An 18,731-nucleotide genomic window follows, 5' to 3' on the forward strand; every position below is an offset into this window, starting at 1 on the left:
GTGCTTTCACCGGCTGGCCAGGTCGTCCGAACTGGCCGCCTGCCCAGCGAGCGATACCGCTTGTGCGGGTGTTTCAATCCGGTCCGCGCGAAGCCGCCGCAACCGGCGGTTGCTGATGGTCAATCCGTCGATCTGGCCGGATGCCGCTCGGGTGAATGTCACCGTACCGAGCGAGCCGATGAAGCGGTCGCCGCCCATGGCGTCCAGGTTCACTTCGTCGCGGCGAGGCCAGCGGACGGCGAGCTTGCCGTCCTTGACGCGCACGGCGTAAGTCGTGTCCAGCTCCGTGCTGCGATATGTGCCGGCGAAGGTAGCCAGCACCGCCGGCGAAGGCATGGGTTCGTCGATGCGGACGAACTCGCGCGTCGTCGGCCAGAAGTCGCGGATGCGCAAGCGTGGCGAGCCTCCACCGGCTGATGTGAAGCGCCACTCGTGCGTTGCCTGCGCGGCGTCCGCCGGTCGGAACACCCCATTGCCGATGGGCAGCAGGGCCGTAGTGGCGCCGATCTGGCGAAGCTGGCCATCCTTAAAGTCCAGCCGGACGATCTCGTCCGTCTGCGGGCTCCAGTACGTGCCCGCCCATGGTGCGATGGACGCGGGCGGGAGCGAAATCGCGGGCGGGGTGGTGTCCTTCATGCGATCGCCCAGGTAGACCGCCGCGACCTTGCGCGTGAGATCGGCCGGCGCGATGGTGGAACCGTTGCACAGGGCAACCACTGCGACCCGATGGTCGGGAAAGAGCACGGCATCGGACCGGAAGCCGTTGTCGGCGCCGTCGTGGCTGATCAACCGCAGACCCTGGTATTCGCCGATGCGCAGCCCGCCGCCGTAGCCGGTGCTGGTGCCATCGTTCAATCGACCGGCCGTCTGCAGCATCGCCATTGCTTTCTCGCCGCCGACGCGCGCATCGACCAGGTTCTGTTCCCACTTCAACAGATCGCCGACCGTCGTATTGAGGCTGGTGGATCCGTAATGGGTAATGTGGGGAACGTTCGTCACCCAGCCGCCACCATTGCGCGGACTGTAGGCGGAAGCGCGGCCGGGCACGATTTCCGCATAGTCGTCCAGGAAGCGGGTCTGGTCCATGCCGAGCGGCTTGAAGATGCGTGCGTCTGCGAAGTCTCGCAGCGACTGGCCGGAAACGCGCTGCACGATGACGGCCAGGAGCGTGTAGGCGGCGTTGCCATACACCACTTCGCTGCCGGGATCGAAGTTCAGCGACCGCTGTCGCGACAGTGCCCATAGCACGTCGCCCTGCGTATAGAGGTCGTCGTTGCGCCAGCCTGCCATGTTGAGCAACTGACCTTGCTCACGCAGGCCGTTGGTGTGGTGCATCAGGTGTTCGATGGTGATGGTTTTGCCAAGGTCCGGCAGTTCGGGCACGTATTCGCGCACGTCGTCGCGCAGCGACAGCTTGCCCTCCTGTACGAGCAGGGCGATCGAGAATGCCGTGAACTGCTTGGAGATGGAGGCGACGTGGAAGACGGACTGCGGTGTGATCGGCACGCCATACTCGAGGTTCGACATGCCGTAGCCCTGCGCATAATCGAGCGTGCCGTTGCGCGAGACGCCCACCGCGCAGCCGGGAGTGGCGGTGCCTTTCCAGGGCGCGAAGATCGCATCGATCTTCGCGTGGCGGGCTGAAAGCGTCGCGCCGGCTTCCTGCGCGCGGCTTTCGCCGATGGATGTAGCCAACGCGACAGCGATGGCCGAGGCCAGCAAGAGCGAACGAGTCGTGCGCACGATCGGTCCCCTGTGAGGCAGGTTGGCGCCGGAACCTAGCATCGTGCGGTAAGGCTGGGTATGGGCTGGAAGTCAGGCCCTGAACGAGAAACTGGTATCGCTTCGCCGCGTCTGAATCCATCTGTCTTGGCGGTGGGCGATGCAGGTATGGGTACGGTCTTCACGTCACTGGAGGTGTCTCCGTGTGGTGAATGCGTAGCGACTGATGGGCCCAGTTCCGTGACTGCGTGTCGGACAGCGATGGTGCGGGGCGGTTCCGAAAGAGTATGGTCACGCCGGCAGCGAAGCGCACTTGGCCATCGATACGCACAAAACAAAACAGCGCCGACATCCAAGGATGCGAGGCGCTGTTTGTCTGGATCGGATTGGTGGAGCGGAGGAGGATCGAACTCCCGACCTTCGCATTGCGAACGCGACGCTCTCCCAGCTGAGCTACCGCCCCACGCGAGCCGCAAATACTAGCAGCGGGGTTGGGCGTCCGCCAAGCCCCCTGGGCGTTTCGCTCAGTCCGGCAGGCGGCCGGCGAGGCGCTCGTGGAGGAAGTCGCGACGCCAGCCTTCCAGGAAGTCCGGCCATCGGCGGGTGACGACATAGTTTTCCAACACCTTGCGAGGGCAAAGCAGACCGGCGGGCAGATCCAGCTCCAGGGCGGTGGCGTCCACCACGTCCTTCATGGCGGCCAGGGCCTTCTTTGCTTCGCCCTGCGGGGTGCCCGGGATCGGGGCGGTGGCGGCGAGATCGTCGTCGGTGATGGGCTGCTGCAGAAGATGGAACAGCTCGGTGCGCTGTGGCGCGCGCAGGGCGCGCTGGCCGCGGGTGCGGCTGTCGAGCTCCGACATGCTTTGCGGCGGGAGCTGGGCCAGGTTCATGGCCTGCGCGTCCTCCAGCAGCCAGGGGCGGGGACGGTCCTGCTCGCGCGCGGTGGCGTCGCGCCACAGGAGAACCCGGCGCAGGCGCGCCTGCTGGGCGGGATGCCAGTCGGAAGCGCTGCGGAAATTTTCCTGCGGTTGCGAGTCGCCTTCGCGGACGCAGGCGCGGCGCTTGAGGCGCTCGCAGTCCTCCATGTGCCAGGCGGCGCGGCCGCGCTGGTCGAGGCGTTCGGCCAACTGCTCGCGAACGGGTTCCAGATAGACCACGTCGAGGGTGGCGTAGGCGCGTTGCGAATCGGTGAGCGGACGCTGCATCCAGTCGGAGCGGGTTTCGCCTTTGTCGAGTTCTGCGCCGACCAGTTCGGCGACCAGGGCGCGGTAGCTGATGCCCAGTCCCATGCCGACGAAGGCGGCGGCGATCTGCGTGTCGAAAAGCTTGGCCGGACCGCCGGGCAGCAGCGGAGCAAGCGCTTCCAGGTCCTCGCTGCCGCTGTGCATGACGGTAAGCAACTGGCCATGGCCGAGCAGCGGACGAAGCGCGTCGCCGATATCGAAGGCGAGCGGATCGACGAGCGCATAGCGCTTGTTCCAGCCCAGCTGGAGCAGCGCCAGTTGCGGATAGAAGGTATTGCGGCGCATGAACTCGGTATCGAGATCGAGCGCGGCGTCGGCGGGCAGCGCGGTGAGCCATTGCTCGAGCGCGTCGCGGCTGGTGATCCATTCCGCCGGCGGGGTGAGGGGGAGTTGCATCGATGCTTCCTTAGCAGCCTGACGGACATGCATCGCTCATTGTCCTGTCAGGAGTTTGTGCCTATGGTTAGCGGCGCACCTTAGCAGGCCGCCCCAAGGACGCCCACCATGCCGAGCAAGGAAACCGTACGACGCCAACGCGCCCTGGGCGGAGCGCTTGGCGTGGTCGTGCTCGGGATGGCGCTGGTGTATCACTTCTTTCCGCGCGTTTTCCATGTGGACCCCGCGCGGACGCAGACGCAGCGTGCGATGAACCTGGGGCCGGTGGCGGCGCCGCTGGGCACGGGCCGCGCGTCGGCCGCGTCTACGGCGCAGGCGGAGTTGGATGCCGGCCCGCCGCTGACGCTGGCGCCCACCGAAGTGATCGTCGCGCGCATGGGCAAGAAGGACCAGGACCTGCCCGAGCAGAAGAGCGCCGATACGCCGGAAGTCGAGGCCTTGCTGGACAAGGCAGCGAAGGCGCTGCGCAACGGCCAGTTGGCAGGCGACAAGGACGGCGCCGCGGCGCTGTTCGCCGAGGCGCTCAAGCTCAAGCCGGACAGCCGGCGTGCCGCGCAGGGACTTTATGAAGTACGTGCGCGCCTGGTGGCGGAGATCGGGCAGGACATCCTGGTCGGCGACGAGGAGTCGGCCAAGGATCTGCTGGACGCGCTCAAGAATGTTCCCGACAGCAAGGACGACGTGGCGCAGATCGAGGACAAGCTCAAGACACTGGCGCAGGTGCGCCCGATGCTGGCGCAGGCGGCCACGCTGCTGCAGCAGGGCAAGGTGGATCAGCCCAAGGGCGGCAACGCGCTGGAGCTGTATCGGCAGGTGCAGCAGCTGGACGCCGAGAATGCGATGGCCGCGCAAGGCATCGTCCAGGTGCAGCGCGCGGTGCTGGACCGGGCGCTGGCCGCGGTGGCGACCAACGATTTCAAGGGTGCGGGCGATGCGCTGACCGAGGCGGCGACGATTCTGCCCGGGTCGCCGGCATTGCAAGATGTGCAGGGGCGTGTCGACGGCATCCGCCATCAGCGCGCGACCAGCTTGCTGGCGCAGGCACGTTCCGCGCTGGATGCGGGCAATCCCGCGCTGGCCCAGCAGCTGGCGGGGCAGGCCAAGGAGCTGGCGCCGGACCTGGCCGGACTCAACGATTTCCAGGAACGCATGACGAATGCGCGCCTGTACGCCAGCTACAAGCCGGGGCAGGTGTTCACCGATCGCTACGTGGATCTGCCTGGACAGACGCCGGCGATGGTCGTCGTTCCCACGGGCAGTTTCGTGATGGGGGCGCCGGACTCCGAAGAGGGGCGCGGCAACACCGAGAGTCCTCAGCACGAGGTGACGATCGGCAAAGGCTTCGCGTTGGCGCGCTCGGAGATCACCATCGGCCAGTTCCGCGAATTCGTCCGGGCCAGCGGCTACCAGCCGGAATCGGTGAAGCTAGGCGGCGCCAGCGTGTACGACGAACGCAGCGGCGCGCTGCGCGACGACCCCGATGCCACCTGGCAGAGCGACTACGCGGGGCGTGCGACCGGCGACGACCGCTTGCCGGTGGTCAATATTTCCTGGAACGACGCGAAGGCGTACGCCGATTGGCTCAGTCAGCGCACCGGCAAGCGTTACCGGCTGCCGAGCGAGGCAGAGTTCGAATACGCGTTGCGTGGCGGAACGACTACCCGGTACTGGTGGGGCGACGGCGCGCCCACGCGCAAGGTGGAGAACCTCACAGGCGCGGGCGATCGTTCACAGAGCGGGCGGCGCTGGAGCAACGCGTTCGAGAAGTACCGCGACGGCTACTGGGGCCCGGCGCCGGTGATGAGTTTCGAGGCCAACCCCTACGGCTTGTTCGATATCGACGGCAACGTCTCGGAATGGGTACTGGACTGCTGGCACGAGAGCTATGTGCGTGCGCCCACCGACGGCAGCGCCTGGGTGAATCCGGGGTGCTCGACGCGGGTGGTGCGGGGCGGCTCCTGGGGCAGCTCGCCAGACCAGGTGCGCTCGGCCTATCGGCAGGGGGCTGAGGGGAGCGTACGCAGCGGTCGCGTCGGTTTCCGGGTTCTCCGGGAGCTCTGAGACCGGCGGGCGGCATGGACCTGTCCGGCTGCCGGCGCGCAAACCCTTGAGCGGGCGACATCTTTATACGCATGCTTGCGTCTGGCCGGATTCGCTTGTCTTGCCGCTGCACGCAACCGTAAAATGGCCCGCTTTCGTGTAAGGGAATCATCGACTTAGGGCGAGGGGCCCGGGTACGGTCGGGGGGTGAGGCAGGTCGTCGGCCTGTATGAATTTCCCCATCTATCCGCAGGTTAGGGCCTTTTCTAGGTTGGTTCGATGCGAAAGTGGCGAAACTGGTAGACGCACCAGATTTAGGTTCTGGCGGGTAACCCCCGTGTGGGTTCGAGTCCCACCTTTCGCACCATCTCCCTTATCGAAAAGGCTTTTTGCGGGCGGCGAGGCCGCCGGGCGCCTTCGGCGCGCACTTTCGGGTATTCAGGAGACGTCATGCAGGTTTCGGTTGAAAACGTTGGCAAGCTCGAGCGCAAGCTCACGGTGAAGTTTCCGGCAGAGCGCTTCGAATCGCAGGTCAGCGCGCGCATCGCCGAGATGGGCCGCACGGTGCGTCTGAAGGGCTTCCGCCCGGGCAAGGTACCGACGGCGGTGATCCAGCAGCGCTTCGGCGCGCAGGTCCGCGGCGAGGTGCTTTCCGACCTGATCGGCACGACCCTGCGTGAGGCGGTGGAGAAGGAAAATCTCCGCCCCATCGCCAATCCGGCGGTGGATACCACCGGCAACCCGGAAAACGGCGAGATCACCTACACCGCTACCTTCGAGATCATGCCGGAGTTCCCGGAAATCGACGTCGCCGGCCTGGACATCAAGCGTCCGGTGGCCGAGGTGACCGATGCCGACATCGAGAAGATGATCGAGACTCTGCGTGCCCAGCGCCGCAGCTTCGATGAGGTGGACCGCGCCTCGGCCGACAGCGATTTCGTGATGTTCGAGTACGCCGCCGTCGCCGGCGACTACCGCTTCCCGGCCGAGGGCCTCGAGCGCGCTGGCAGCGTGCTCGGCTCGGGCACCCTGTTCAAGGCCCTGGACGAGGCCCTGACCGGCCGCAAGGCGGACGAAGAGTTCGAAACGGACGTGGAATTCCCGGCCGACTTCCGCAACGAGAACCTCGCCGGCAAGACCGCGAAGGTCACGTTCAAGATCGTGAAGGTACAGGAGCAGAAGCTCCCGACTGTGGACGCCGAATTCGCCAAGCTGTTCGGCATCGTCGACGGCGACCTGGAGAAGTTCCGCAAGGAAGTGCGCAACAACCTGGAGCGCGAGCTCAAGGCCACCCTGATGGCCCGCCTGAAGTCCCAGGTGGCCGAGAAGCTGTCCGAGGCGCACGAGAGCCTGGACGTGCCCAACATCATGGTGCAGTCCGAGGCTCACAACCTCGCCGCCGGCAGCGTGCCGCGCGGCCAGCAGCCGCCGCCGCAGCTGATCGAGGCTGCCGCTCCGATGGCGCGCAAGCGTGTGATCGCCGGCCTGCTGATGGGCGAAATCGCCCGCAAGCAGGAGCTCAAGCTCGACCGTACCCGTCTGGCCGAACAATTGGCCGCGATCGCGTCGACCTACGAGGAGCCGGAGAAGGTCATTGAACTGTACAACTCCGACCCCCAATTGATGTCCGGGCTGCAGAACCGCGTGATGGAAGATCAGGTGGCGCTGTGGGTGGCGGATCACGCCAATACCACGGACGAGAACCTGAGCTTCGACGAGGTCATGCGCCCGGTCAGCGCCTGAGGCGGGTTTCCTTCGACACCCGCTCGACCCCACGCCCCAGATGGGGATGAAAGTCGTCGCGGCCGGCCCCGGTGGGCCCGGCCGCGAAACGGGTGACGACGTGAGCCGTGCCCCTTGGGAGCGCGAATTCCGCCCGGATGGCGATTTTTCGCGGTTTCCAGCACGATCTGCCGAGCACAAGCAGGCGAATTAACCGGAGAGCGACAAGCATGGCCATGGACCCGATCCAGAACCTCAACCTGGTCCCCATCGTCGTCGAGCAGACGGCGCGCGGCGAGCGTTCGTACGACATCTATTCCCGCCTCCTGAAGGAGCGCGTGATCTTCCTTGTCGGCGAAGTGAACGACCAGGTCGCCAACCTGCTGGTCGCGCAGATGCTGTTCCTGGAGTCCGAGAACCCGGACAAGGACATTCATCTGTATATCAACAGCCCGGGCGGTGCGGTCACCGCCGGCCTGGCGATCTACGACACCATGCAGTTCATCAAGCCGGACGTCAGCACGATGTGCGTCGGCCAGGCCTGCAGCGCCGCGTCGCTGCTGCTGATGGCGGGCGCCAAGGGCAAGCGCTACTCGCTGCCCAATTCGCGCGTGATGATCCACCAGCCGTCGGGCGGCGCCCGCGGGCAGGCGACGGACATCGAGATTCAGGCCCAGGAAATCCTGTACCTGCGTCGCCGTCTTAACGAAATTTATGTACATCACACCGGCCAGCCGCTGGACAAGATCGAGCGGGACATGGAGCGTGACCGTTTCATGAGCGCCGAGGCCGCCCGCGAGTACGGCCTGATCGACCAGGTGCTGGACCGCCGCGCCGTCGAAACGGTCAAGTCGGCCTGATAGACGGCCGTTATAGTGCTTGAAAGCCAGGTTCTGCGTCTGGAATCGGACGCGGAACCCTGTGCTATTCTCGCTTCGCAACCGATTTACAGCAGGGTTACAGCATGACTGACGAGCGGCAGGGCCGTTCCAACGACAGCGGCAAGATTCTCTACTGCTCCTTCTGCGGCAAGAGCCAGCACGAAGTGCGCAAGCTGATCGCGGGTCCGTCCGTGTTCATCTGCGACGAGTGCGTGGAGCTTTGCAACGACATCATCCGCGAGGAGCTGGAGGAGAAGGCCGCCTCCGGGCGCAGCCAGCTGCCCAAGCCCCGCGAGATCATGGAGACGCTCGACCAGTATGTGGTCGGCCAGACCCGCGCCAAGAAAGCGCTGGCGGTGGCCGTGTACAACCACTACAAGCGCATGGAGTCGCGTCAGAAGAGCGACGACGTCGAGCTGGGCAAGTCCAACATCCTCCTGATCGGCCCTACCGGCTCGGGCAAGACCCTGCTCGCCGAGACGCTGGCGCGCCTGCTCAACGTGCCGTTCACCATTGCCGATGCCACCACGTTGACCGAAGCCGGCTACGTGGGCGAGGACGTGGAGAACATCATCCAGAAGCTGCTGCAGAAGTGCGACTACGACGTCGACAAGGCGCAGTCGGGCATCGTCTACATCGACGAGATCGACAAGATCTCGCGCAAGAGCGAGAACCCGTCGATCACGCGCGACGTGTCGGGCGAAGGCGTGCAGCAGGCGCTGCTGAAGCTGATCGAGGGCACCCTGGCCTCGGTCCCGCCGCAGGGCGGCCGCAAGCATCCGCAGCAGGAATTCCTGCAGGTGGACACCAAGAACATCCTGTTCATCTGCGGTGGCGCGTTCGCCGGCCTGGAGAAGGTGATCCAGCAGCGTTCCGAGACCACGGGCATCGGCTTCTCCGCCGAGGTGCGCAGCAAGGAACGTACCGAGAACCTCGGGAAGGTGCTGGCGGACGTGGAGCCGGCCGACCTGGTCCGCTTCGGCCTGATTCCGGAGTTCGTCGGCCGCTTGCCGGTGGTGGCGACCCTGGACGAGCTGGATGAGGCCGCTTTGGTCAAGATCCTGACCGAGCCCAGGAACGCCGTCACCAAGCAGTTCAAGAAGCTGTTCGAGATGGAAGGTGTGGAGCTGGAGTTCCGCCCGGAGGCCCTGCAGGCCATCGCCCGCAAGGCGTTGAAGCGCAAGACCGGCGCCCGCGGCCTGCGCACCATCCTGGAGCAGGTGCTGCTGGACACCATGTACGAGCTGCCCTCACTGGAGCACGTGAGCAAGGTGGTCGTGGACGACGCCGTCATCAACGGCCAGGCCGAGCCTTACCTGATCTATCGCGGCAACCTGCAGCAGCAGCGCGTGGCGGGCGAGGGCGGCGACGCCGCCTGAGCAGCCTGCGCCTCGCAAGGCTGAACGAACGGCCCCGGCGTCTGTCGGGGCCGTTTTTGTTTCCGTTGCGCCATGCGCACTTGTGCGCGGGCGCCCCGGCCTCCACTTGACGATCAGATGCCTCCGGCGCAGTGTCGGGGCGTAGTCGCTTCAGTCCCCCGAGGGAACCATTTACATGGCAAAAAATGCCCCCCTTCCCGTCGCCACGGGTGCCACCCTGGACGCGCTTCCGGTTCTGCCGCTGCGCGACGTGGTGGTCTATCCCCACATGGTCATCCCGCTGTTCGTCGGTCGCGATAAATCCATGCGCGCGCTCGAGCGCGCCATGGAGGGCGAGCGCCAGATCCTGCTGGTGGCGCAGAAGAGCCCCGACATCGACGATCCGGCCGTGGCCGACCTCCACCAGATCGGTACGCTGGCGGGCGTGCTGCAGCTGCTGAAGCTTCCCGACGGCACGGTGAAGGTGTTGGTCGAAGGCCAGGCACGCGTGTCCGTCGAGAAGTACCAGGAGGAGGGCGGCATGCTGATGGCCACCTCCCGCATCATCGAGCCGCAATACAGCGCCAAGGAGCGCGAGCTCGACGTGGTATCGCGCACGCTGGTGTCGCTGTTCGAGCAGTTGGTGAAGCAGAGCCGCAAGCTTCCGCCGGAAGTGCTGGCGACGCTGTCCGGCATCGACGATCCGTCGCGGCTGGCCGATTCGATCGCGGCCCACCTGTCTGTGCGCATGGCCGACAAGCAGAAAGTGCTGGAGACGGCCGACGTCGGCCAACGTCTCGAGCTGCTGATCGGGCTGGTCGACGGCGAGATGGATCTGCAGCAGGTGGAAAAGCGCATCCGCGGTCGCGTCAAGTCGCAGATGGAGAAGAGCCAGCGCGAGTACTACCTCAACGAGCAGATGAAGGCCATCCAGAAGGAGCTCGGCGAGAGCGAGGAAGGCCCGAACGAGATCGAGGAGCTGCAGAAGAAGATCGACAACGCCGGCATGCCCAAGGCGGTGTTGGCCAAGGCGCGCCAGGAGTTCGGCAAGCTGCGCCAGATGTCGCCCATGTCGGCCGAGGCCACGGTGGTGCGCAACTACCTGGACTGGCTGGTCGGCGTGCCGTGGAAGAAGCGCACCAAGGTGCGCAAGGACCTGCAGCTGGCGCAGGACGTGCTCGACGCCGACCACTTCGGTCTGGAGAAGGTCAAGGAACGCATTCTCGAATACCTGGCCGTGCAGCAGCGCGTGAACACCATGAAGGGTCCCATCCTTTGCCTGGTCGGTCCGCCGGGCGTGGGCAAGACCTCGCTCGGCCAGTCCATCGCGAAAGCGACGAACCGCAAGTTCGTCCGCATGAGCCTGGGCGGCGTGCGTGACGAGGCCGAGATCCGCGGTCACCGCCGCACCTACATCGGTTCGATGCCTGGCCGCATCGTGCAGAACTTGAACAAGGTCGGCACCAAGAACCCACTGTTCGTGCTGGATGAGATCGACAAGATGTCGATGGACTTCCGCGGCGACCCGTCGTCGGCGCTGCTGGAAGTGCTGGATCCCGAGCAGAACCACACGTTCAACGATCACTACCTCGAGGTCGATCTCGATCTTTCCGAGGTGATGTGGATCGCCACGGCCAACTCGCTCAACATCCCCGGGCCGCTGCTGGATCGCATGGAAGTCATTCGCATCCCCGGTTACACCGAGGACGAGAAGATGGCGATCGCGCAGAAGTACTTGCTGCCGAAGCAGCTGAAGGCCAATGGCCTGAAGGAAGGCGAGCTCAGCGTCGACGGCGAAGCCGTCCGCGACATCGTGCGCTACTACACGCGCGAGTCCGGTGTGCGCAATCTCGAGCGCGAGGTGTCCAAGATCTGCCGCAAGGTCGTCAAGGAGCTCACCCTGGGCGAAGTGAAGAAGGCCAAGGGCAAGAAGGTGGAGGCCAAGAAGGCCGAGGCCGCGAAGGCGACCAAGGCCAAGAAGCCTTCGGCGATCAAGGTCACCTCGGAGAACCTGGAGCATTACCTCGGCGTGCGCCGCTTCGACTTCGGCCGCAAGGAGCAGCAGAACGAAGTCGGTCTGGTCACCGGCCTCGCATGGACGCAGGTGGGTGGCGATCTGCTGAGCATCGAAGCCTCCATCGTGCCGGGCAAGGGCCGGCTGGTGCACACCGGCCAGCTTGGCGACGTCATGAAGGAATCCATCCAGGCGGCGCTCTCGGTGGTGCGTGCGCGGGCGGACAACCTGGGCATCGATCCGGAGTTCCATCAGAACTACGACATCCACATCCACGTGCCGGAAGGTGCGACGCCAAAGGACGGCCCGAGCGCGGGCATCGCCATGTGCACGGCGCTGGTGTCGGCGCTCACCAAGGTGCCGGTGCGCTCCGAGGTGGCGATGACCGGCGAGATCACCCTGCGCGGCCGCGTACTGCCGATCGGTGGCCTCAAGGAGAAGTTGCTGGCGGCTCACCGTGGCGGCATCACGACGGTGATCATCCCGGAAGAGAACAAGAAGGACCTTGCGGACATTCCGTCGAACATCACCGGCCAGCTCGACATCCATGCGGTTCGCTGGATCGACGAAGTGCTCGACATCGCGCTGGAGCGTCCACTGCAGCCGCGTCAGGCCAAGGAAGAGGAAGCGGCGCCGGCGACGGTGGAGAAGGTGGAGAGCGCCGACGAGTCTGCCGAGACGCCCGCGCGCCCCCATTGAGCGGCGTCGCGATCGGTTGATCATCGAAAGTGGCATGCCCCTGGCATGCCACTTTTTTTATGCGCAGATGAGCGTTCCGCGTGTGCGCTGCGTAACGTTTCGAACCCTGTAATGCAAGTGCTTCTGAACGTGGCAAAGAGCCTGAAAGCCTTGGTATTGCTTATATTGCGGACCCTAGGGGGCACTGGTATAAAGGCGGCACCGCAATCCACGCGCGTCGTCGGAAGCGCATCGATGCGGGGTCGCGGGGCGGCGCCCCACACCTGGTCGCCAACCAACTCTAGTCGGCGTCGTCTCGTCCCAGACTGACCACGCGGGCCGCATAATCGTTTAAGGGAGTGTCTCAATGAATAAAACCGATCTGATCAATGCCATTGCCGAGAAGGCCGAACTCACCAAGGCTGACGCTGGCCGCGCGCTCGAGGCTTTCTTCGAGACCGTGCAGAAGGCGCTGAAGAAGGGTGACGATGTGTCGGTCGTGGGCTTTGGCACTTTCACCGTGCGCAAGCGCGCCGCTCGTACCGGCCGCAACCCGCGCACCAACGAGACGATCAAGATCAAGGCCTCGAAGGTTCCGGCTTTCAAGGCTGGCAAGACCCTCAAGGATGCCCTAAACTAAGCGGCTGACCGCTTGGTTTCGGGTGCTTAGCTCAGCGGTAGAGCACCGCCCTTACAAGGCGATGGTCGTAGGTTCGATCCCTACAGCACCCACCAGAAAACTGCGGAGCGGTAGTTCAGTCGGTTAGAATGCTGGCCTGTCACGCCGGAGGTCGCGGGTTCGAGTCCCGTCCGCTCCGCCACAGTTCGCAAGGGCGCCCGCGTGGCGCCCTTGCTTTTTATGGACCGCGCCGGGTAGGGCGCATCGATCAACCCTGACGGGAAGATTCCCATGTTGCAGGCACTACGTACCAAGCTTCACGGATGGCCGTCCATCGTCATTCTGGGCGTTTGCGTCTTCGCGATTTCCTTCTTCGGTATCGAGTCGTACTTCATATCGCGGACCGAGACCTTCGTGGCGAAGGTCGGCAAGCATGAGATCTCCCAGCAGGACTTCCAGCAGCGCATGAACAACCTGCGCCAGCAGATGATGCAGCAGCAGGGAGAGCAGTTCGATGCGGCGGCGTTCGAGAAGCCCGAGAACAAGCTGCGCATCGTCAACGCGATGGTCGACCAGCGCCTGCTGCTCGATGCGGCTGCCAACATGGGCATGCGCGTCTCCGATCAGCAACTGCGCGACAGCATCCTGGCCTTCCCGGGCCTGCAGCAGAACGGCAAGTTCGACCCAGGCCTGTATCGCGCTTTCCTCACCGGCATGGGCAAGACCTCCGGCCAGTTCGAGGCGGAGCTGCGCAACGAGCTCGCTGTGGCCCAACTGCCGGATGCGATCGATGCGTCCACGGTCATCACCGATGCGGATATCGATCGTTATCTCAACCTCAGCATGCAGCGTCGCGATCTGCGCTTCTTCGCGCTGCCGCGTCCGGCGTTGACCGATGCGAAGGTGGACGATGCGCAGATCGATGCGTACTACAAGGCTCATCAAGCCGACTTCGTGAATCCCGAGCAGGTCTCGGTGAAGTACATCGAAGTGACCGGTGGTGATCTCAAGCTGGACGCGGAGCCCAGCGAGGATGACCTCAAGAAGCGCTACGAGCAGGAAAAGCAGCGCTTCGTGTTGCCGGAGCAGCGTCTCGTCTCACACATCCTGGTCAATGTGCCGAAGAACGCGACGCCGGAGCAGCAGAAGGCTGCCTTGGCCAAGGCCCAGCAGATCGCGGGCGAAGCCAAGCCGGACAATTTCGCCAAGCTCGCCGAACAGTCGTCGGACGACCTGGGTTCGAAGCGCACGGGTGGCGATCTGGGCTGGCTAGAGAAGGGCGTGGCCAACGCGGCCTTCGACGAAGCACTGTTCGCGCTGCAGAAGGACCAGATTTCCAAGCCGGTGCTTTCCGACGAGGGCTATCATGTGCTGTGGCTGCGCGACATCCGCAGTGGCCAGGCCAAGCCGTTCGCCGAAGTGCGCGACCAGCTCGCCAAGGAGGCGATGACGGGTGAGCGCGACCGCAAGTTCAATGAGATTGCCGGCAAGCTGACCGACAGCGCCTATCAGAATCCGGGCTCGCTGGAACCGGCATCGCAGGCGCTCGGGCTGCCGATCAAGACTTCCGAGCTGTTCTCGCGCCAGGGCGGCACCGGCATCGCCTCGAACCCGAAGCTGGTGCAGGCCGCGTTCGCCGACGACGTGCTGGCACAGGGCAACAATTCCGGCCTCATCGATCTGGGCAACGACCATGCCGTGGTGATCCACGTCGACAAGCATGTGGCCGCCGCGCCCAAGCCGTTGGCCGAGGTGCGCGACGCGGTGCGCCAGAAGGTCCTGGACGAGCGCGTGGCTGCCGCGGCCAAGGCCAAGGCGGATGATCTGCTGGCTCGCCTGCAGAAGGGCGAGGACATGGCAGCCATCGCCGCTTCCGTCGGCGCCCCCTTGCGGAAGGCTGACGAAGCCACCCGCGGACTGGGCGACGTGCCGCCGGAAGTGCTTTTTGAAGCCTTCAAGCTGCCGCACCCCGCGCAAGGGAAGGCAGAGTTCGCCAGCGTGCCGCAGCAGGATGGTTCCTACGTCCTGCTGGCGCTCGACAAGGTGCAGGATGCCGATCTCTCCAAGGTCCCGGCCCAGCAGCGCGATATGCTCCGCCAGCAGATGGCTCGGGTGTACGGAGCGTCGGCCACGCAGGCGTTCATCGATGCGCTGAAGGCCAAGACCGAGATCAAGGTTGCCACTGACCGCATGTAATTCGCGGCGGGCGCAGAAACAGAAAGGCGACCTTCGGGTCGCCTTTTTTTGTTCTGCCCCCGTCAATCCGTGGTCAGACTCCGGTCATCCCCAGGATGTTGTAGCCGCTGTCCACATAAGTGACTTCGCCCGTGATGCCCGAAGCGAGATCCGAGCATAGAAACGCAGCGACATTGCCGACTTCATCGATAGTGACGCTGCGTCGCAGTGGCGCGTTCTCTTCGACGTGGTCCAGCATTCTGCGGAAGTTGGAAATGCCGGCCGCTGCGAGCGTCTTGATCGGGCCCGCGGAAATGGCGTTCACGCGGGTGCCTTCAGGCCCAAGGTTGTAGGCGAGGTAACGGACGTTCGCCTCGAGGCTGGCTTTCGCCAGGCCCATCACGTTGTAGTTGGAGAGCGCGCGTATCGCACCGAGGTAGCTCAGGGTGAGGATGGCGCCGCCGCGGCCACCCATCAGTGGCCGCGCTGCTTTGGCCAGTGCGGCGAGGCTGTAGCTGGAGACGTCGTGTGCGATGGCGAAACTTTCGCGGGTAAGTTGATCGAGGAATTCGCCCTGCAACGCTTCGCGTGGCGCGTAGCCGACCGAATGCACGAGGATGTCGAAGCCATCCCAGTGGCGGCCCAATTCGGCGAAGAGCTGGTTGATCTGCGTATCGTCCGAGACGTCGCAAGGCAGCGTGATGTTGGAGCCGAAGGCGTTGGCCGCCTCGTCGACGCGATCCTTGAGTCGGTCATTCTGGTAGGTGAAGGCCAGTTGCGCGCCTTCGCGATGCATCGCGTTGGCGATGCCCCAGGCGATCGAGCGCTGGCTGGCGATGCCGACGATCAGGGCGCGCTTGCCGTGCAGGAATCCCATGCGTCCTCTCCGGGCCATGGCGCGCCCAGGCGCGTCGCGGGCAGTGTAACAGGCCGGTTTTGCGATGGCGGCAGCGGGCATCAGCCCTGGGCGTCGAGCTTCAGTACCTGGCCGAGACGAAGCGTGGAGCCTTGCAAACCGTTCCAGCGCCTGATCTGGTCCACGTCGAGCGAATAGCGGCGGGCGATGTTCCACAGCGTTTCGCCGGATTTCACCGTGTGGGTCCGGGTGCGGGTCGCCTGTGCCTTGCCGGCCGCGGTTCCGCCATCCTCCAGCGGAGCAGACGGGCCACTCGACGCCGCGGCGAAGCTGCTGCTGTCTGAGCCAGTCGTTCCGTTGCTGCCGTTCTGCAGCAGGGCATTGCGGAACTGCTCCACGCGACCGCTCGGCATGACCAGGTAAGAAGCCGCGCGCTTGTCGAAGTACCCGTTGCGGAAGCCCGCGTTGAGATTCTTCAATTCGTCCACGGACATGCCCGCATGGTTGGCGGCCTGGGCGATCGGCATCGATTGGTCGACGGGGACGGAGACCAATTGCTGTTCGGGCGCGATCAGCGGCAACTGGACATTGAAGCGTCCCGGGTCGCGTACGACGCAGGAGATGGCAAGCAGTTTCGCCAGATGTTCGCGCGTGATGCGCTTGACCGGCATCTTGGGAATGGCCGGCTCCTCGCCCGGCATGCCGTAGCGATCGAGCAGCTTGCGGGCGGCGAATTCGCCGGCGTTGAAGGCATAGTCGGCCATGCGCCAGTCGCCAAGATCGTCGTGATAGCGCTTGAGCAGCGCCATGATCGCGTCGGTGGCGGCCGGCATATCCAGGCGGCCATCGAAATTCTTGTCCACGCGCATGCCGAGGGCATTGGCCGTCACCGGCATGATCTGCCACATGCCCGCCGGATTGCCCTTGCTTCCCGGCACCGGACGGTAGTGGCTCTCGACCCAGGGCAGCAGGGCAAACTCGCCCGCCACGCCATGCTTGGCGGCGATCTGCTGTACGTACATCAACCGCGGCATCACCTCGCGCATCTGCGCTTCGAATACCGATGGGCTTTGTGTGTACCGGCGCGCCCAATATGTAATGGACGGATCAGCATCGCAATCGGCCATCTGGAAGCTGCCGCGCAATTGATCCCACACGTTGGCCGAGTCCGACGGCGTTTCCGCCGCGCCCACGTGGCCGGGAACATTGCTGATGCTCGGCTTGGGCGCCGCAGGCTTTACCACGTTCACGGAAGCGGGTGCCGAAGGCTGGGAGGGCGGAGCGCTCGCGCAGGCGGCAAGACACAGGGTGACCGTCGCGGGAAGAAGGCGAAGAGTGGGGCGTGTCATGCGCGGAACTCATCCTTGGCAGCGCGCAGAGTCGCGAAGCGCGAGACGCGGTCGGCAGCGGCGCCGTGGCGGGAGCACCACTGCGCCACGTCTTCGCTGTCGATGCGCAGGAAAGGGTTGGTTGCCCGCTCGGTCGAGAGAGTCACCGGCAGGGTCGGCTCTTCGCGTTCGCGCAGGGTGCGCACCTGCTCGATGCGCTGCAGGAGATCCGAGTTCGCCGGTTCCACGGTCTGCGCAAAGCGTCCGTTGGAAGCGGTGTACTCGTGCGCGCAGCACACCTTGAGGTCGCCCGGCAGGTCGGCGAGCCGGTCCAGCGACGCGAGCATCTGCTGGGGCGTGCCTTCGAACAGACGGCCGCAGCCCATGCTGAAGAGCGTGTCGCCGCAAAGCAGCAGGCCTTCCCCGACGTAGGCGATATGGGAGCGGGTATGGCCGGGGATCTCCAGCACGCGAAACGCAGCGGTGGGCTTGTCCAGCGTTACCGTGTCTCCATCGTCGACGCGGTGGGAGACATGCGCGATGCGGTCGTCGCGGGGGGCATACACGGGAACTTGGTGACGCGCGAGCAGCGCTTGGACGCCGCCGATGTGATCGTTGTGATGGTGCGTCAGCAGAATGGCGCGCAAGCGCAGTTTGCGTGCGGCCAGCGCGGTTTCCACAGGAGTAGCTTCGCCAGGATCGACCACGAGCGCATTACCGGCATCGTCGTACAACAGCCAGATGTAGTTGTCGGCGAGCGCCGGTAACGGTACGACGTGCAAGGGGGCACCTCTGCGGTTTCGTATCGACTGGCGCAGGCCTCCCGGCTTGCGCGAAGTGGGGGACTATAAAGCGGGCGGGGCGGAGGCTCGTTAGCAAGCCGTTAACCGGCGCCGGCCGCGTTCAGTGTTGTGTCGCGGTTGGGCGCGGCGGTGTGAACAGGGGCCCGGTTCCCGGTGCCAGCGTTTACACTCAGCGCTTGAACGTACCCGTCCGATCTTCCATGCCGCAGCGCGACAAAGACATCTACGCCAGCGCTCATCTTCGCCACCTCCTGGCGGAGGAGGCCGCAGCGATGGCGCCGCACCTGCAGCGTTGCGCGGGGTCGCACGCCCTGCTGCTCTCGGCGCTGTCGCACGACCACCCGCCGGTGCTGCCGCTGCTCGGCTATTGGACCCGGATGCGCTTGGTGGGTACGCGTTTCCAGGGCGACGTCAAAGCCCGGGCCGACGAACCGTTGCCTTTCGTGGACGACGCTTTCGGCCTGGTGCTGCTGCGCCATGCCGTGGAGGTAGCGCCGGTGCCGCAAGCCCTGCTGCAGGAGGCCTGCCGGGTGCTGGCGCCGGGCGGTGTGCTGGTGGTGAGCGGGTTGCATCCGTTGAGCGCATGGCTGCCCTGGGTCTACTGGCACCGTCGCCATGGCACCATGCCTGCCTTGACCTCGCCGCTCATCTTGGAACGCTGGGTGCGGGGGGCGGAGCTCGACATCGAGCGCGTGGAGCGGGTAGGTCATGTCTGGCCCAATGCGGGCAGACGGGCGCGCGGCGCCCATCCGTTGGGCGGCGCCTATTGGCTGATCGCCCGGAAGCAGCGCCGGGTGGCCATACTGCCCAAGCTCAAGCCGGCGCTGGTGCCCGCGCCGGTCAATGTGAAACTGGCACCCGGTGCGAGGCGCGACGCCTCGTCCGACGCATGAAA

At 65.2% G+C, this 18,731-nt stretch carries 13 protein-coding genes and 4 tRNA genes; 11 read left to right on the plus strand and 6 right to left on the minus strand.

The annotated features are described in order from the left end of the window. Positions 1 to 6 precede the first annotated feature (6 nt). The 3 genes from RKE25_RS09190 to rnd all read right to left on the minus strand — a co-directional run bounded on the left by RKE25_RS09190 (position 7) and on the right by rnd (position 3,362). Complete coding sequence (locus RKE25_RS09190; protein WP_311841932.1) at positions 7 to 1,743, minus strand: serine hydrolase domain-containing protein; 1,737 nt, start codon at positions 1,741 to 1,743, stop codon at positions 7 to 9. A 366-nt stretch (positions 1,744 to 2,109) separates the two neighbouring features. Continuing rightward, positions 2,110 to 2,185, minus strand: a tRNA-Ala gene (locus RKE25_RS09195). 61 nt (positions 2,186 to 2,246) lie between these two features. After that, entirely contained in the window at positions 2,247 to 3,362 is a 1,116-nt protein-coding gene (rnd, locus tag RKE25_RS09200) for a ribonuclease D (RefSeq protein ID WP_311841933.1), read from the minus strand. A gap of 108 nt (positions 3,363 to 3,470) precedes the next feature. Here rnd and RKE25_RS09205 point away from each other — a divergent pair, with 108 nt between their 5' ends. The 10 genes from RKE25_RS09205 to RKE25_RS09250 all read left to right on the plus strand — a co-directional run bounded on the left by RKE25_RS09205 (position 3,471) and on the right by RKE25_RS09250 (position 14,870). Beyond that, positions 3,471 to 5,423, plus strand: a complete 1,953-nt coding sequence (locus RKE25_RS09205; protein ID WP_311841934.1) for an SUMF1/EgtB/PvdO family nonheme iron enzyme — start codon at positions 3,471 to 3,473, stop codon at positions 5,421 to 5,423. Between the two features lie 260 nt (positions 5,424 to 5,683). Continuing rightward, positions 5,684 to 5,769: transfer RNA gene (locus RKE25_RS09210), tRNA-Leu, on the plus strand. An 83-nt stretch (positions 5,770 to 5,852) separates the two neighbouring features. Next, positions 5,853 to 7,145 carry a trigger factor gene (tig, locus tag RKE25_RS09215; RefSeq protein WP_311841935.1) on the plus strand — a complete coding sequence of 431 codons (1,293 nt, stop codon included), beginning with the start codon at positions 5,853 to 5,855 and terminating at the stop codon, positions 7,143 to 7,145. Positions 7,146 to 7,354: 209 nt separating this feature from the next. Beyond that, the gene (gene clpP, locus RKE25_RS09220; protein WP_311841936.1) at positions 7,355 to 7,984 is read left to right on the plus strand and encodes an ATP-dependent Clp endopeptidase proteolytic subunit ClpP; all 630 of its coding nucleotides are present in this window, start codon (positions 7,355 to 7,357) and stop codon (positions 7,982 to 7,984) included. A 104-nt stretch (positions 7,985 to 8,088) separates the two neighbouring features. Continuing rightward, entirely contained in the window at positions 8,089 to 9,384 is a 1,296-nt protein-coding gene (clpX, locus tag RKE25_RS09225; RefSeq protein ID WP_311841937.1) for an ATP-dependent Clp protease ATP-binding subunit ClpX, read from the plus strand. Positions 9,385 to 9,559: 175 nt separating this feature from the next. Further along, positions 9,560 to 12,076, plus strand: coding sequence for an endopeptidase La (gene lon, locus RKE25_RS09230; RefSeq protein ID WP_311841938.1), 2,517 nt, complete (start codon positions 9,560 to 9,562; stop codon positions 12,074 to 12,076). Between the two features lie 346 nt (positions 12,077 to 12,422). Further along, positions 12,423 to 12,695: an HU family DNA-binding protein gene (locus RKE25_RS09235; RefSeq protein ID WP_019465590.1), complete on the plus strand. Its 273-nt coding sequence runs from the start codon at positions 12,423 to 12,425 to the stop codon at positions 12,693 to 12,695. Positions 12,696 to 12,715: 20 nt separating this feature from the next. After that, positions 12,716 to 12,790, plus strand: a tRNA-Val gene (locus tag RKE25_RS09240). 9 nt (positions 12,791 to 12,799) lie between these two features. Further along, positions 12,800 to 12,876, plus strand: a tRNA-Asp gene (locus tag RKE25_RS09245). A gap of 89 nt (positions 12,877 to 12,965) precedes the next feature. After that, a complete protein-coding gene (locus RKE25_RS09250; protein WP_311841939.1) occupies positions 12,966 to 14,870 on the plus strand; it encodes a SurA N-terminal domain-containing protein in 1,905 nt (634 codons plus the stop codon). 73 nt (positions 14,871 to 14,943) lie between these two features. On the opposite strand, the gene RKE25_RS09255 is transcribed toward RKE25_RS09250, so the two are convergent. The 3 genes from RKE25_RS09255 to gloB all read right to left on the minus strand — a co-directional run bounded on the left by RKE25_RS09255 (position 14,944) and on the right by gloB (position 17,815). Then, a complete protein-coding gene (locus RKE25_RS09255) occupies positions 14,944 to 15,726 on the minus strand; it encodes an enoyl-ACP reductase (protein ID WP_311841940.1) in 783 nt (260 codons plus the stop codon). Positions 15,727 to 15,806: 80 nt separating this feature from the next. Next, positions 15,807 to 16,955 (minus strand): LysM peptidoglycan-binding domain-containing protein, encoded by a 1,149-nt coding sequence (locus RKE25_RS09260; protein ID WP_311841941.1) that lies wholly within the window; start codon positions 16,953 to 16,955, stop codon positions 15,807 to 15,809. A gap of 95 nt (positions 16,956 to 17,050) precedes the next feature. Continuing rightward, positions 17,051 to 17,815, minus strand: a complete 765-nt coding sequence (gene gloB, locus RKE25_RS09265) for a hydroxyacylglutathione hydrolase (RefSeq protein WP_311841942.1) — start codon at positions 17,813 to 17,815, stop codon at positions 17,051 to 17,053. A gap of 221 nt (positions 17,816 to 18,036) precedes the next feature. On the opposite strand from gloB, the gene RKE25_RS09270 reads away from it, so the two are divergent. Continuing rightward, complete coding sequence (locus tag RKE25_RS09270; protein WP_311841943.1) at positions 18,037 to 18,729, plus strand: methyltransferase domain-containing protein; 693 nt, start codon at positions 18,037 to 18,039, stop codon at positions 18,727 to 18,729. The last annotated feature ends 2 nt before the right edge of the window (positions 18,730 to 18,731 follow it).

Origin of the sequence: Dyella sp. BiH032, from assembly GCF_031954525.1 — a bacterium.
Classification (GTDB): domain Bacteria; phylum Pseudomonadota; class Gammaproteobacteria; order Xanthomonadales; family Rhodanobacteraceae; genus Dyella_D.

Bases quoted from the DNA above. Each gene is read 5' to 3' on its own strand.
- rnd (WP_311841933.1), bottom strand. From the start codon at position 3,362: ATGCAACTCCCCCTCACCCCGCCGGCGGAATGGATCACCAGCCGCGAC.
- RKE25_RS09205 (WP_311841934.1), top strand. From the start codon at position 3,471: ATGCCGAGCAAGGAAACCGTACGACGCCAACGCGCCCTGGGCGGAGCG.
- tig (WP_311841935.1), top strand. From the start codon at position 5,853: ATGCAGGTTTCGGTTGAAAACGTTGGCAAGCTCGAGCGCAAGCTCACG.
- clpP (WP_311841936.1), top strand. From the start codon at position 7,355: ATGGCCATGGACCCGATCCAGAACCTCAACCTGGTCCCCATCGTCGTC.
- clpX (WP_311841937.1), top strand. From the start codon at position 8,089: ATGACTGACGAGCGGCAGGGCCGTTCCAACGACAGCGGCAAGATTCTC.
- lon (WP_311841938.1), top strand. From the start codon at position 9,560: ATGGCAAAAAATGCCCCCCTTCCCGTCGCCACGGGTGCCACCCTGGAC.
- RKE25_RS09235 (WP_019465590.1), top strand. From the start codon at position 12,423: ATGAATAAAACCGATCTGATCAATGCCATTGCCGAGAAGGCCGAACTC.
- RKE25_RS09250 (WP_311841939.1), top strand. From the start codon at position 12,966: ATGTTGCAGGCACTACGTACCAAGCTTCACGGATGGCCGTCCATCGTC.
- RKE25_RS09255 (WP_311841940.1), bottom strand. From the start codon at position 15,726: ATGGGATTCCTGCACGGCAAGCGCGCCCTGATCGTCGGCATCGCCAGC.
- RKE25_RS09270 (WP_311841943.1), top strand. From the start codon at position 18,037: ATGCCGCAGCGCGACAAAGACATCTACGCCAGCGCTCATCTTCGCCAC.